This window comes from Psychrobacter okhotskensis (genome assembly GCF_965638355.1).
Classification (GTDB): domain Bacteria; phylum Pseudomonadota; class Gammaproteobacteria; order Pseudomonadales; family Moraxellaceae; genus Psychrobacter; species Psychrobacter okhotskensis.
This window is the reverse complement of record NZ_OZ281822.1, coordinates 1,346,732-1,361,783: the sequence shown is the minus strand read 5'-3', so window position 1 is coordinate 1,361,783 and position 15,052 is coordinate 1,346,732. Positions and strand designations below refer to the sequence as shown.

At 44.4% G+C, this 15,052-nt stretch carries 11 protein-coding genes; 1 reads left to right on the top strand and 10 read right to left on the bottom strand.

The window, feature by feature from the left end; genetic code table 11:
- Nucleotides 1-79: 79 nt before the first annotated feature.
- The 4 genes from ACSUPM_RS05845 to ACSUPM_RS05830 form a co-directional block, all read right to left on the bottom strand.
- A complete protein-coding gene (locus tag ACSUPM_RS05845; RefSeq protein WP_201575744.1) occupies nucleotides 80-1,429 on the bottom strand; it encodes a diaminobutyrate--2-oxoglutarate transaminase family protein in 1,350 nt (449 codons plus the stop codon).
- Between the two features lie 370 nt (nucleotides 1,430-1,799).
- Nucleotides 1,800-3,950, bottom strand: coding sequence for a Fe(3+)-hydroxamate ABC transporter permease FhuB (gene fhuB / locus ACSUPM_RS05840; protein WP_227687548.1), 2,151 nt, complete (start codon nucleotides 3,948-3,950; stop codon nucleotides 1,800-1,802).
- Nucleotides 3,950-4,978 carry an ABC transporter substrate-binding protein gene (locus tag ACSUPM_RS05835; RefSeq protein WP_201575743.1) on the bottom strand — a complete coding sequence of 343 codons (1,029 nt, stop codon included), beginning with the start codon at nucleotides 4,976-4,978 and terminating at the stop codon, nucleotides 3,950-3,952. Before ACSUPM_RS05835 ends, fhuB begins: the two co-directional genes overlap by 1 nt.
- A gap of 67 nt (nucleotides 4,979-5,045) precedes the next feature.
- A complete protein-coding gene (locus tag ACSUPM_RS05830) occupies nucleotides 5,046-5,810 on the bottom strand; it encodes an ABC transporter ATP-binding protein (protein WP_201567902.1) in 765 nt (254 codons plus the stop codon).
- Between the two features lie 165 nt (nucleotides 5,811-5,975).
- On the opposite strand from ACSUPM_RS05830, the gene ACSUPM_RS05825 reads away from it, so the two are divergent.
- On the top strand, nucleotides 5,976-7,196 hold the full coding sequence (locus ACSUPM_RS05825; RefSeq protein ID WP_201575742.1) for a siderophore-interacting protein: 1,221 nt from the start codon (nucleotides 5,976-5,978) through the stop codon (nucleotides 7,194-7,196).
- Between the two features lie 349 nt (nucleotides 7,197-7,545).
- On the opposite strand, the gene ACSUPM_RS05820 is transcribed toward ACSUPM_RS05825, so the two are convergent.
- The 6 genes from ACSUPM_RS05820 to ACSUPM_RS05795 form a co-directional block, all read right to left on the bottom strand.
- Entirely contained in the window at nucleotides 7,546-8,577 is a 1,032-nt protein-coding gene (locus ACSUPM_RS05820; protein WP_201575741.1) for a porin, read from the bottom strand.
- A 123-nt stretch (nucleotides 8,578-8,700) separates the two neighbouring features.
- Complete coding sequence (locus ACSUPM_RS05815; RefSeq protein ID WP_201575739.1) at nucleotides 8,701-9,171, bottom strand: acyl-CoA thioesterase; 471 nt, start codon at nucleotides 9,169-9,171, stop codon at nucleotides 8,701-8,703.
- A 129-nt stretch (nucleotides 9,172-9,300) separates the two neighbouring features.
- Nucleotides 9,301-11,010, bottom strand: a complete 1,710-nt coding sequence (locus ACSUPM_RS05810; RefSeq protein WP_201575737.1) for a fatty acid--CoA ligase — start codon at nucleotides 11,008-11,010, stop codon at nucleotides 9,301-9,303.
- A gap of 119 nt (nucleotides 11,011-11,129) precedes the next feature.
- Nucleotides 11,130-12,332, bottom strand: coding sequence for a 3-oxoadipyl-CoA thiolase (locus tag ACSUPM_RS05805; protein WP_201575735.1), 1,203 nt, complete (start codon nucleotides 12,330-12,332; stop codon nucleotides 11,130-11,132).
- Between the two features lie 61 nt (nucleotides 12,333-12,393).
- Nucleotides 12,394-13,977: a 3-hydroxyacyl-CoA dehydrogenase gene (locus ACSUPM_RS05800; protein ID WP_201575767.1), complete on the bottom strand. Its 1,584-nt coding sequence runs from the start codon at nucleotides 13,975-13,977 to the stop codon at nucleotides 12,394-12,396.
- A gap of 137 nt (nucleotides 13,978-14,114) precedes the next feature.
- A complete protein-coding gene (locus ACSUPM_RS05795) occupies nucleotides 14,115-14,891 on the bottom strand; it encodes an enoyl-CoA hydratase (RefSeq protein ID WP_201566057.1) in 777 nt (258 codons plus the stop codon).
- Nucleotides 14,892-15,052 lie beyond the last annotated feature (161 nt).

The window sequence follows — 15,052 nt, the reverse complement described above, 5'->3', positions numbered from 1 at the left end:
ATAGATAAGTGACTTGTTATTAGAGTTGTTATCAGAGTTTTTTTATAGATATGTGAATCATCCTAAGGCGTTGGCAACGCTATTGATTTTCTTCTAGCGCCATATCAAGCCTTTGCAAGACTTGCTGTAGCTCATCTTTGGTCACGTTAAGCGGTGGTAATAATCGCAGTACTGTGCCACCGCGTCCGCCCTTTTCAATCACTAGACCATGTTTAAAACACGCTTGCTGAATTTTGGCAGCCACATCGCTGTCTGCTGGATAGCTACCATCATTTTGCTTAGACAAGCTAGGGTTGATAATTTCTATACCAATCATGAGGCCTCGCCCTCTGACTTGACCAATGCTCGGATAACGCTGTTGAAGTGTCTTTAACTGTGACATAAACCATGCGCCTATTTCTAAAACATAGTCAGCGACATTGTTGTCGTTCAAGTAATTGAGGGTGGCAAGGCCAGTCGCCATTGCCAATTGATTGCCTCTAAACGTGCCAGAATGATTGCCCGCTTGCCATACATCGTATTGTCTTTTGATACCCAATACCGCAAGTGGCAAACCGCCACCAATCGCTTTTGACATGACGATCATATCGGGATCGATATCCGCGTGTTGATAGGCAAACCAACGTCCTGTACGGCAAAACCCTGTTTGTACTTCGTCGATAATCAGCATAATGCCAAGCTCTTTTGTCACTCGGCGCACATGCTTTAACCACTCAATTGGGGCAGGATTGACACCGCCTTCACCTTGTATAACTTCCAAAATAACGGCTGCTGGTTTGACCACGCCGCTCTCTACATCTTTTAAGAAGTTTTCGAAATAGTTCATATGGGCATGAATGCTTTGCTCAAAAGGCAAACCAAATGCACAGCGATACATATTGGGATAAGGTAAAAACTGTACCGAACTCATCAGACCTTCAATACCTTCTTTCGGTGCCAGATTCCCTGTGACAGCCAGCGCGCCATGCGTCATGCCATGATAACCGCCACTAAAACTAACAAGCCCTGAACGCCCAGTGACTTGCTTCGCCAACTTGATAGCCGCTTCTACCGCATCGGCACCCGTTGGCCCGCAAAACTGCAAACAATACTCGTCGCTATTGGTGCCAAGTAGCTCATACATAAATTGGCTAAATTTGTCTTTTAACGGTGTGGTGATATCCAATGTATGCATTGGTAGATTACTGTCTAACAGCGCTTTGATGCTTTCTATGACCACAGGATGGTTGTGTCCAAGTGCTAATGTGCCAGCACCTGACAGGCAATCTATGTAATCATTGCCTTCAACATCGGTAATCCATGCCCCTTTTGCCGATTGAATCGCAAAGGGCAGCTTGCGTGGATAACTACGAACCTTGGATTCAAACTTTGCTTGGCGATGTAAATAGCAGTCGTTATCAAGTGGTTCGTCTAAAAGCAGCGTGTCCATAGCATCAACCTTGTTGTTAGTAATCTTGAATAAACAATCAAACATAAACCTTACGTCTGAAAAGTCATTTTTATTGAAACATTGAATAATAATGTAAATGATAATCATTATCTTTAATGGGGTGTAGTATTTACTATCAGCAATTTGCTGTCAACTCATTTTTTATGATTTTCTGCAATGTTAAAGTCAATCAACTCACATAGCGATTTTTGAGCTATGTCTTTATGAGGCATAGCTGACAAACGCAGCTGAGTTAAGAATTTATCCTAACCTGCGTTTGTCATTATGAAATATCTAGGGCGTGTTGAACATTCACAAGATGTCACTGCCACGGTCAAAAGATCAAACACGCCCCGATCAAAGCAGAAAACTATCGGCTCACTGCGACTGGCACTTTACGAATCAGCCATAAGAAATATCCACCACCGATAATGGCAGCAATGGTACCCGCAGGCAGCTCATAGGGGAAAATGACATAACGTCCAATCCAGTCTGCTATGACCATCACCCCTGCGCCTAACAAAGCCGCTAAAGGTAATTGGCGCTCCAGCCTCACAGCTCCGAGTGATGTCGCCAAGTGCGGCACCATTAGACCAATAAAACTTAATGGCCCGACCGCGAGTGTACTGGCCGTACTTAGCGCTGCTACCAATACCAATAGCGCGAGCGTCACTGGTGTCACTGCCACTCCCAAATTACGAGCGATTCCTGTACCCAAACCAAGTACGCGCAGCGGTTTGATAATCAGCAAACTGAGCGCAAATAAAATAAGAGCAATAGCAATAAGATACCAGACCGTACTCGGCTGGGCGCTATAAGTCGTCCCCGATAGCCAACTGAGCATCGCTTCTAGGCGCGGGTCACCAGATAACTTGACCATATGCATTACCCCATCCATCATCGCGGCAATACCGATACCCACCAATAATAGATAGCCTGAGCTTACCTTGCGTGCTAGCCAAATGATCAGCAATAGTACAGCCATAGCACCTGACAGTCCTGAAATCAGCAACGTCCCTGCCCCAGCGGACAACCCCAAGCTTGGTAACAGCAAAAATCCTAAGATGACCCCAAGCGCCGCCCCCGAGCTGACCCCTAAAACCTCGGGGCTTGCCATCGGATTGCGGGTGAGCGTTTGCAATAGTACGCCAGCGATAGCCAACATAAGACCTGTTGCCGCCGCGCTCAAACTGCGTGGCAATCGATACTGCTGGGTAATCACCCAATCAGTACTAAGCCCCCAACCGTTAACGTCTTGGACAAAAAGACAAGCCAACATGATAAGTGCGAGCACGCTGATGCCCCAGCGCCAAAATGCAATAGACGTATGCTTGCCGGTAAGCATTGGTGTCACGGTTTCTATACGCTCACGGCGCTGGCGTAAAATCAGCCAAATAATCAGTGGCGCACCAAGAATACCTGTCAGCGCTCCTGCTGGGATTTGCATATCGAGTATCGGCTCTAACAGTAGCGCGACATTACTGGTCAGCCATAACAGCAGCGCACCTAGGGCAAAAGCTGCTGCCAAGCGTTTGCTAATGGAGGAGATACCCAGCGCATTGACCAAACTGGCAGCACCCAGACCAATAAAACCAATCAGACCCACTTCACTGATGACCAAAGCCGTTACGATAGCCACAATGAGCACTACTAATGCACGTATACCATTAATAGGCACACCCAACCGCTTGGCTTGCAAATCATCCAAACTCATTAGGGTTAATGGTTTTAGCAGTGGCAGACAGACGAGCGCCATTACGACTGCCGTGATCGCCAGTATCGTACTGGTATGCCAGCTATTTTGTGCCAAAAAGCCAGCCGCCCATGACAACATACCATTACTACGCTCAGCGAAAAACAACACTAGTACATTAGCAACGGCAGCGAGCAAAATATTCACCACCAGACCCGCTAATATGAGAATCAAAGGATTAAAACGACTCGGTGCGGATAAAGCAAATACCAGCCCCATACTGATGAGTGCGCCGACGAAGGCCACATAAAGCCCACCATAAATCGCCAAGCTTGGCAGAAATAGCGTCACGATAAGCATGGCTAATTGCGCACCAACACCGACGCCCAATGTGGTGTCTGAGGCCAATGGGTTTTTGACCAATTGCTGCAGCAAAATACTGACAACGCCCAGCAGTCCCCCTGCCAATAGCGCCACTATACTGGTCGCTACTATATGCAGCTGCGTCGCAAGACTGGTAATATCCAATTGCGCGCTGGGTATCAATAAGTCGCTAACAGGCCGCGTCCACTCTTGATCTATTAATGCCCAGACGCTCCATAGTGATAAAATCGTGAGGCTAAAAAGCGCCGCCCATAATCGTCCTGAACTGGCAGTAGAGGAAGTGTTTTGCGGTCGAGGTGACTTTGGTGATGGGTTTGGTAACGGATTTGATGAGAGCTTAGATTGTGCTTTTTGCGAGTTTGAAGGCTGTTGTGATAGATCAGAAGACTGTGATGAAGAGAGCGAAGTCATAGCATTGCCGTGATGGGTCGTATTGATTGTCATTATGCCGCTCCACCTTTTAACACTACGGTTGATAAATTATCCGCCAAGCTGACCAATGACGACATACCACCATAAATCCATACGGGTGGTAGCTCACCCACACAGCGTGTATCGCCATAGCCTAAACGTTGCCAAACCAAACTATCCTCTATCTCAGCCCGTGTTATCGGACTCAGCGGTTCTATGATTAACAGGCAGGTATCCTCATCTAGTTGTGCCAAGTCACCCATTCGTATGGGCACAAAACCCCAGCTGTTTCCTTTACCTAAAACCACAAGCTCCTTATCCATTTTGTCAAAAGCAGGTTTGAACAAGCTATTGGCCACATACATGCGCATATTATTGGCATCGGCAAACTGCACAACGGCGAATTTCTTCACTTTAGGATAGCGCTTTTTAAACCGCTCACCGGCCAGATTGATGTCTTTCTGACTTTTTGCAATATAGTCTTCAGCTAATTTAGGATTGTCAATCAGCTCACCCAACTTGCGGGTCGGCTCAGTATAATCTGCCCAAGTCGCGGTATCGCCTTTGGCTGCGAACATGACAGACTCAGCGGGCACGTCCCCATAGAGACTGCGCGCATGCTCATAAAAAAAGTTATCCACGACCATATCAACAGGCAATTGGGCAATGAGTTCCGCATTGGGTTGATAGCGAATGCCCAAATCAATGATTGAGCTTGGCAGTGTAGGCTTACCCACCCACCTGTCCCAGACCCTAACATCGCCAGTAGCAATCGGCGGATAACCCATAGCGGTCAAGGTCGCCGCATTACCCCAGTCAGGGGATACGATATTAATGGTTTTGTTAGTATGATTGGTTTTGCCAGTATGGTTGTCTGCTTTTAGAGCATTCTTAGAATGTGGCTCATCAAGTTGGTCAGCGCTTTGTGCAGTCGTTGCATTATTACAAGCCGTTAAAGCTAAACATACTGAAACCGTTAGCCATTTTAGGGTTGCTAGCGGCACAACAGTTGATAGCTTGGATAGTTTGGACGATTTATACTTATAAAAAACAGGACGCATAGAAGCATATCTTTGTAGGCGAGTTAAGAAGAAAGAGCAAATTGAATAGCAAGTTAAGTACCGAGTGCTAAGCCACTGCGACGGGCTGACCAGTAACTGGATGACTGAGTAATTGCATATCGATATTGAATATATCGTGCAATATTTTGGGTTGCATAGTGCTGGACACATCACCGTTATGACAAACACGACCGTTCTTTAGCGCAATGATTCGATCTGCATACTGAGCGGCTAAATTAATATCATGCACAATGATGACCACACTCAAACCTTGCTCATCGACTAAACGACGAATAAGCTGGATGACCTCGATCTGATAGTGAATATCAAGGGCAGCCAGTGGCTCATCAAGTAACAAATATCTGGTATCTTGCGCCAGACACATCGCCAGCCAAGCTCGGGCGCGCTCACCTCCTGAAAGTGTGGCAGTAACACGGTCGGCGAACGCATCTGTTTGGGTCACTCTCATCGCCTGCGTGACTTTATTTTTATCGATTTGGGTTGGCTTTTGTAGCCATTTTTGATGCGGATAACGACCTAGCATGACCAGCTCACGTATGGTAAATCCAGCCGCTTCAGGCAACTGCTGCGGCAGATAAGCCATTTGCCGCGCCAACTCTTTACTGCCGTAATCTCTAATAGATCGCTCATCCAGAGTGATGCTACCGCTACTGCTGCTCATCTCGCCTGCCAAAGCTTTAATCAAAGTCGATTTGCCCGAGCCGTTATGCCCTACCAGTGCGACCAATTGATTGCTGGCAATCTCACAGCTCACGTTGTCTAGTAAAGTATTTCCTTGACGACTGATAGTTAGTTGGTTTGCACGTAGCATATAGGCACTCGTTGTTAATGAAATTAATGGTCAGTAAGATTGTTGTCTGTAAATTGATATAACAATAAAAACCGATTTTACTCGCAAACAATAATAAAAACAATTATCATTACCAAAAAATCACTGACTCTATATCCTAATTCACTGTTGCTTGTGAGTATTACTATGACAGCACCTCTTTTAACTACTAACAAAAGCGTACATAACCAAGTACGCCCCTATACCTTAATGAATGACCCTGAAATATCGAACATTATTGCCCATCTTAATGAAGAGCATCTTGATGAGCTACTTGGGTTTATTAGGGTGTTTACGCCGCTATCTTTAGATGAGTTAAATAACATAGACGTGCAGTTAACCGCTATCTACTCTGAGGGTGTGGCGTTACAAGTACAGCCCAAAAATCAAGAGCAACAGCCCACAGACTCTCAAGATAAAACCCTTTATGATCAGACTTTTTTTATTGCTTTTGCAACCCCCATTACAGAGCCTGATGAGTTACAAACTCAATATATTTTGCTCAAACAAAAAGCGGATAAAAAGCTGGGTAAGAAAAGCATCAAATTAACCAAGCAGACCTTTATAGTGCAGGACAGCTACAGAGTCAGCAAAAATATGCTGCGTCTTACACTGAACGTGCCAACATTAAACGTTCCCGCATCGAGTGAAAATGACCCATCAAACACCAACCCAACCTCGATACCCATTAATGAGGCCGGTTACGCGTATTTGTTTGATTTAGAACACAACGTCATTGTTAGTGATAGCATAAACAGTATAAAAGACAGCTCGCACCCCGCTCGTCAGCATTGCTATTACACCCTAAGAAAGGCATGGCAAAGCTCTGATGGTGTGCAAGCATGGGTCGATGTCTTTGTTCATGGCAATACCCCGGGCGGGGATTGGGCGACAGCCTTGCAGGCAGGTGATACGGTTATCACTAAAAGGGAGTTTCCAGAAAAGGTTGAGCATTTACTTGATGGTCAAGCGCTACTGATCGTTGACGAGACTTCAATGCCAACAGCTGCACGTTTGCTAGAGCTTTGGGACAACCCTAAACCGCCACTGGTTGTATGTGTCACGCAAGATGTAGCCGATCAAAGCTATTTTGATGACATCAAAATGAACGACGACGTTGAGGGCGGTACGGATCGAAACTTTACCGTACTACCTATCGTAACCAGCTCAATAAACTCAGAGCAGAGTTTAGCCACAGTGATCGATAGTAAGCTAAGCGATTACTTGACTCAACATCCATTGCAAATTGATAAGGTATGGGGCGCACTAGAGGCTAGCACGGTGAAAGCGCTCCGACCTATGTTAAGAGAGAGGTTCGAGCTCAGCCGTGCAGAAGTCGTTGTGAAAGTGTATTGGCGTCAAGACTGAGTCGACATAAATATAGTGTGGGTTGAATGAAATAAAGATTTTGAATGACAGGACTTTTGAGTGAGGCTAGCGAGACTGTAGATATAGTTGGCAAGCTAGAAAGGCGATTGAAAGTACGAAAAATATGAAACTTTCTCAAATTGAGGCTTTCCTAAAAACGGTGCCATTGCTTATAATCCTGTAACAGGAGAATAAGCAATGATTAGAGCCTGTGATCAATAAAAAATTAACTAGAGGGTATATTTAACATGATTTGAATACAAAGAAGGTGAGTGAAAATACGACAAATAGTAGACCAAGCGCGAACCTCATACCATATCTGATTTATATAGGACTCACTATATTCAACTTAAAATTCGTATTTGGCCATTACTTCAACTTCTTGACCTTTTTTTACCTGCGAAAGGGTTTTGTCGCTTCGATCTCTAAATTCAATACCGATATCTAGATCTGGCAAATATTCATAGATGAGGTTAATACTTTTTACATTCACAGAGGTATCTGCGGCATCATCTACTTTAATCTCGCCATAACGCGCATTACTCATCAGTTTTTTTGTGAACTTGTGCCTATACCCTACCGTGTAACCCGTTTGCGAGACAAGTTTGCCATCTTCTGCATCACAATCTAAATCACCGGTCATACTAGCGACCTTTCCAACACATACTGTGGAATAGACGCCCATACCTTTGCCGTTGTATACGCTTGCATGTAGCGAATCGTCGCCCAACTTTAGTTTGCCTGCCAGTGAGACACCTACACCTACATCCGAACCTTCTCCATTTTTAGCCTCACGAGCAGTAACAGCCACGTTATAGCCAAAATTAGATATATTATCCTTGTAGCTGACAACCATATCAGGCAGATTAGCTTCCTCGTCAACAGGTTCTTGAGCAGTAAAACGAAACCCCTTATGAACATAATGCACAGTTAAATCTGGGCGAATATAAGCACCGCCACCAGAGATGGTGCCCAAACCCGTGCCCCGAAAATCCATCTGTTCAGTTAAAAGTGGGTAGACAGCTAAGAACTGACCATTCCACGTCTTACCAACAGTTAAATCATCGACCTGAACATAAGCATGGCGGAGCCGCAATTCTGAACCACCATTTGCGGCGTTTCCATAAAAATCGCCTTCAATAAAACCCGTTATTTTTTTATCTTCTAGCATTTTAGTGGTTTTAACATTAATCCGAGATTGGCGTGCACTTCCTTTGAACTCAGACTCTCCTTCATCTGGAGAATAAAATATGCCTTCCGCTTTAACATAACCGCCAATACTTAATGTGGTATCTCCATTTGTGACAATATCTATTGCTTGTGCCTGTGCGCATACCGCAAAAGCGGCCAAACCAAAAGACAGCTTTTTTATATAAAGCATGATTGATACATTCCCTGTTTCATTTTAAAATCCCTTAAGTCCCTTTAAGTAAATCCCACTACTGTGCTTTTAATACCATAACTATCAGCGCCACCTTTTTGTGTAAAACCCATGCAGCCTATTTTAGTTAGAACGTTCAAAAGCAGTAATCGCGGCTTTTTTGGTGTCATCGATATTTTTCTTTTTTCCACTGGTTTTATCAAGATATACCAGCACGGACTCACTCTTAGCAACGATGGTATTTAACACCGTACTATAATAGGTATATTCATGAATCAAGCTGGCATTACCAATTTTCTTAACTCGAACCCCAATCCATAAGGTATCGGGGTGAGTCACGGGTTTGAAGTATTGACAGGATGATGCTGCCATGACGGAAAAAGTGTTTTCATTAAATAGATTTAATTGACTGTTGTAGTAAATTCGAGCGTTTTGGGCATAAGTGTAATAGACCACATTATTGACGTGACCAAAAGCATCCATATCGCCCCACGCTACTTGTTGAGAGTAGATAACCGCGAAGCCATGCATGGGATGGTTTTTGTCTTTGTCCAGCACCTCTTGGATTTCCGGTAATATAGCTAAAGCTTTCATAGTTTTTTCGTCTCGTCATGCCAGTGAACGTACATGTTATTGACACATACGTTAAAATTATTAGGGTCTGTTGAACATTCAAAAAAAAATTTGCAATTATCTTTTGCAGTCATCGATAGAATTTTTGGATTAAATGAGTTTTTCTGCGCACATTATCCGCATTCTTTTCTTATCGAGCTTACCCACACTGGTTCTTGGCATTTCTGCTAAGAACTTGATTTCGCTTGGCACGCCATACTTTGGTAAATGGCCTTTCTCTACCGCTTGATGACCTAAGGCTAAAATATCATCCGCTTTGGTATCGATATATTCAGGTTTTAAAACCACTAACGCTAAAGGGCATTCGCCCCATCTTTCATGTGGCACGCCAATGACAGCAACATCAGCGACGCTGGGATGGAAGGATAAAATCGTTTCGACCTCAAGCGAAGATACCCACTCACCACCAGACTTAATCACATCCTTAAGCCTATCCGTAATGCTTAGAGTACCGTCAGAGGAAATACAGGCAATATCTTGGGTATGCATCCAGCCACCGCGCCATAACTCATTGCCAGCATCTGGGTTTTTAAAATAACTCTGGGTCAGCCAAGGCGCTCGAATGACCAACTCCCCTGTCGATTCACCATCCATTGGTACCGGCTTGCCATTTTCATCCCAAATTTCCATTGAAACGAGCATAATGGGTGAGCCAGAAAGACACCGATAATTGAGCTGATCCTTCATCTCCATCGAGCCCGTTTTATCATCGAATACTGCTCTAGATAGCACAGGACAGGATTCTGACATGCCAAATCCAGACATAAACTCAATACCGCTTTCAATGGCTGCTTTGGCCAACCCTTCATTCAACTTTGAGCCACCGAGTAACAACTTCAGCCCATCAAACTTACGTCCTCGTGCTGCCATCTCTTTTAATAGCATCTGTAAAATCGCAGGAACACCATGTGAAAGCGTGACTTTGTGCTGCTCAATTAAATCCACCAACGTGGGGGCTAGATAGCGCCCCGGATACACTTGCTTAAGCCCTATCATGGTTGCCCCATACGGCCAGCACCAAGCATGCACATGGAATAATGGCGTCATTGGCATGTACACATCATTGTAGCGCGCGCCTTGACCTTCGGCATTTAGCGCAGATGCTAATGTACTTGCCAGCGTCTGCAATACGATCTGGCGATGGGTAAAAAAGACGCCCTTTGGATCGCCCGTCGTGCCACTGGTATAAAATGTGGTAGCGATGGTATTTTCATCGAAATCTGGAAAATCAAACGCATCACTAGCAGCTGCTAGCATGGCTTCATACTCACCCTCAACATAATCTGGCATTCTAACTTGCTCAGTTTTTATTTTATCTTTATCATATTGGTCTTCGATATACTGCGTGTCATCGAGCCAAACAATTTTCTCGATAGAAGGGGCTTCATGACGGTAATTTTTCGCCATTGGCTCAAATTCAGCATTTAGCAACAAAGCTTTGGGCTTAGCATGATTAATGGTATACAGCACTTTATCTTCGGCCAAGCGTACATTGACCGTTTGTAAAATCATGCCAGACATCGGCACGGCAAAATACGCTTCAAGGTAACGATGACTGTCCCAATCCATAACAGCAACCACATCGCCTGCTTGCAAACCCATGTTTTTCAGGACGTTTGCCAAGCGATTAACGCGCTTAAAAAATTCAGCATAGGTATAAGTAACCTTATCGGCATAACTAATGGTTTGATCCGTAGAGGCAATTTTTGCACGGTTAAGCAACTGTTTGATAATTAAAGGAAAACCATACGCTTCTTCAGCTTGTTGGTAGTCCTCATGTTGGTTAAGTATAGAAGTCATTATTGTCGTCCTTGATAATAAAATAGTATGGCGAGGGCATATAGTTGATTCAATTTAAAAGAAGGGCAAGGCAAGCGAGGTTAACGTTGTCACTCTTTTACAGTGGATTAACGAAAGAATTAAACTCGTTCTATTACCATGGCAAGCCCTTGCCCAATGCCAATGCACAAGCTGACCACTGCGTATTTTTCGCCCGTACGCTGTAGCTCGCGCGCTGTGCTCAATGCAAGTCTTGCCCCTGATGCACCCAGCGGATGTCCGACAGCGATCGCCCCACCATTGGGGTTGACACGCTTGTCATCAAAATCAATATCTAAACCTTTTAGACAGCCGAGTACTTGCGAGGCAAAGGCTTCATTAATCTCAATGATGGACATGTCATCAAGGGTCAAGTCAGCACGTTTTAGTGCCAATTTGATGGCCTCAACAGGTCCTACGCCCATAATATTAGGCTCAACACCCATAGCACCAGATGACAGAATCTTGGCAATAGGCTTAAAGCCTAATTTTTCTTCTGCCTGCTTTGAGCCAATAATTAAAGCCGCTGCGCCATCATTAATACCTGACGCATTACCTGCTGTGACGACACCTTCATTGTTTAAAGGTTTAAGTTTTTGTAGCGCTTCCACAGTAGATGTGGCGCGAGGATGCTCATCTTCTGTTATCGCCTTTTCTGGTAATTTTCTACCTTGCGACACCATGATTGGTGTTATTTCATCATCAAAGAACCCAGCTTGCTTTGCCGCTTGGTATTTAGCTTGTGAGGCTGCTGCGAATTTGTCTGCTTGCTCGCGAGTGATACCATATTTGCGGGCGACATTATCACCCGTTTGCGGCATGCTGTCGCTGCCAAACTCTTTAGTCAAAAGTGGATTGGGAAAGCGGCTGCCAATAGTTGTATCGAATACTTTAAATTCACGACTAAAAGGCTGCTCTGTCTTAGCAAACACAAAGGGTGCGCGGGTCATTGACTCAACGCCACCTGCTAAAAATATATCCCCCTCATTACAAGTAATTGCGCGAGCGGCATCAATGACAGTAGATAACCCTGAAGCACATAAACGGTTGACGGTTTGACCGGGGGTTTTGACATCTAGTCCTGCTAGCAATGCAGCATTACGAGCGATGTTGCGTGAGTCCTCACCGGCCTGATTGGTGTTACCGATCAGCACTTCATCAAAAATATCGTTAGGCAGTTGATGCTTTTCGATCAGAGTCTTCATCACTGTGGCGATTAAGTCATCAGGACGCACGGTTGCTAATGCTCCACCATGGCGACCAAAAGGGCTTCTTAATCCGTCATAAATATAGGCATCTAACATAACTGTTCCTTGTTGTGTTTTGAGAATTTGAATTATAGGGTTTATTAAATTGGTCTAGCTCTTAACGTTGACAATTGCTCTGTTGAGTAAACAATGAGACGCCTAACTTGGCACGGCGCTGTAACCATGGGCTTGGACGGTAACGCGGATCACCCGTTAACCCATAAATACGTTCTAAGATAAGTAAAATACGCTCGGCACCAAGCTCGTCCCCCCATGAGATAGGGCCATACGGATAACCCAATCCAAGCTTAACGGCATTGTCGATATCTTTTGGTGTGGCAATACCTTGCATCGCAATATCGCAACCTAAATTAATGACCATAGTAACGACTCGCTGCGCCACAAAACCAGTGCTTTCAGTAATCAGCGTGGCATCGACAGCCATATTTGAGCCCTCATCCGAGCTTTTACCAAACTTATTATTTCTAGAAAATAGAGCATAAGCTTGCGCCACAAAATTATCCTCTGTAACGATACTTGGCATGAGAGTACGATGCTGGGATAAGTCAGTCAGCATATCAATGGCGACCGCTTGCTTTGGATTAACTTGATAGCGAATAGCCGCATTGGTGGTATCTTCGCCATAAATTGCCAGTAATATTAAACTGTCAGGATTTGGCTGATCATTATCGTCGATAGTGATGTCATTAGCGTTTAGATGATCAATCAGCTGTTGTTTATCTTCTGCTAAATCTGCGCCAATCCAAACTGAGAGGTTGGAGGTATCGGAATCTGTCTTATAAGGTAATTGTTGATTTGTATTTGATGTCACTTTTTGACCGTCTTTGTACTGGTAGAAGCCTTCACCAACTTTACGACCAAGCTTGTTACCCGTTAGCATTTGACGGGTCAAAGGATGCGGACGATAGCGAGGCTCAAAGTAATATTGGTTATAAATCGACTCCATCACTGGATGCGAGACATCGATACCAGTGAGATCCAGTAGCTCAAACGGCCCCATTCGAAAGCCAGCGCCATCACGTAAAATACGATCTATATCCTCAAAACTAGCAACGCCCTCGCCTAATATTTTCAACGCTTCTGTGCCATAAGCTCTACCGCCATGATTGACAATAAACCCTGGAGTATCTTTTGCAACGACCCCTAAATGTCCCATGCGTTTGGCTAGAGTTGTAAGCGTTTCTACTACTGAAGATTTGGTAGAGAGTCCCGGAATCACTTCAACGATTTTCATTAAGGGTACTGGATTAAAGAAGTGAAATCCTGCCACGCGCTCTGGATGCTCACAATCGGAGGCTATCGCCGTCACCGCTAGCGATGAGGTATTGGTTGCCAAAATCGTCTCGGCAGGGACAATGCCTTCTAGCTGCTTAAACAGCTGTTTTTTTATGTCTAAATTTTCAATGATTGCTTCAATAACGACATCAACATCGGCAATTTTGGCTATATCTTCGATCACGGTTAGATTCGATAAAGTAGACTGTAGCTGCTCATCGGTGAATTTGCCTTTAGCCGCTAGCTTCTCTAACATAGCTTGAAGCGATTGACGTCCCTGCTCAGCAGCGCCTGCTTTGGCATCAAATAACAGCACTTGAATGTCTGCTTGGGCGGCGATTTGGGCAATACCCATACCCATAATACCGGTGCCAATAATGGCCAATGATTTAACAGTCATAATAATCCTTTATATGGTCTTGTTAATTTATATGCTCTTATTGAATAGTCTCGTTTTCAAAGTATATGTGCTGTTTCTTTCTATGCTTTGAGAAATTTACGCTTTGAGAAATCTATGTCTCGGAAAGTCTATGCTTTGACAAGCTACTGACCTTTATAATTCGCGTCACGCTTTTCTAAAAAGGCTTTCGCGCCTTCCTTTTGATCTTCGGTATCAAATAAAATCTGAAAGGCTTTACGCTCCAAAGCTAAGGCAGCTTGTAGCGGCATATCTACCCCGAGATTGGCGACTTCTTTAATTTGGGTTAGAGCAATCGGTGAATACCCTGCGAGTTGTTCAGCGATTTCAATAGCACGATTAATAGTCGCCTCATCTTCGACCACTTCAGAGACCAGCCCCATTTGATCCGCTGCATCAGCGCTTATCATGTCGCCTGTTAGTATCAGCTTCATGGCTTTATGTTTGCCAATCACGCGAAACAAACGCTGCGTACCTCCTGCACCGGGCATCAGTCCGATTTTGATTTCTGGTTGTCCAAACTTAGCAGACTTGCCAGCGACGATGATGTCGGCATGCATAGCAAGCTCACAGCCACCGCCAAGGGCATAGCCATTTACCGCCGCGATAATCGGCTTACGACAATTGGTGATAGCATCCCAATAACGCTCGCTATGACGGAGATACACATCAACCGTTTTGGCGGTTAAGAAATCATTGATGTCAGCACCAGCCGCAAACACCTTATCACCACCCGTCAGCACGATAGCTTTGGTCTTTGGGTCATCGTTTAATTTGATGAAAATCTCTGCCATTTTTTCGCGTAGTTCAGTGTTTAAAGCATTGCGAACCTTGGGACGATTCAGTCTTATCACACTAACGCCACTATCTAACGTTTCACAAATAATGATTTGCTCTTCCATGATGCTGTCCTTTAAGTAATGTCCTTAGGTAAACTGCCCACCCTTAAAACACCCTAACAATTATGATTATTAATATCGCATAGCGATATTCAGTACCAATATATACTGTTTATTTTCTTTTGTGAAGAGTAAAATCCAGTTAAATTGATAAATAATCAGTT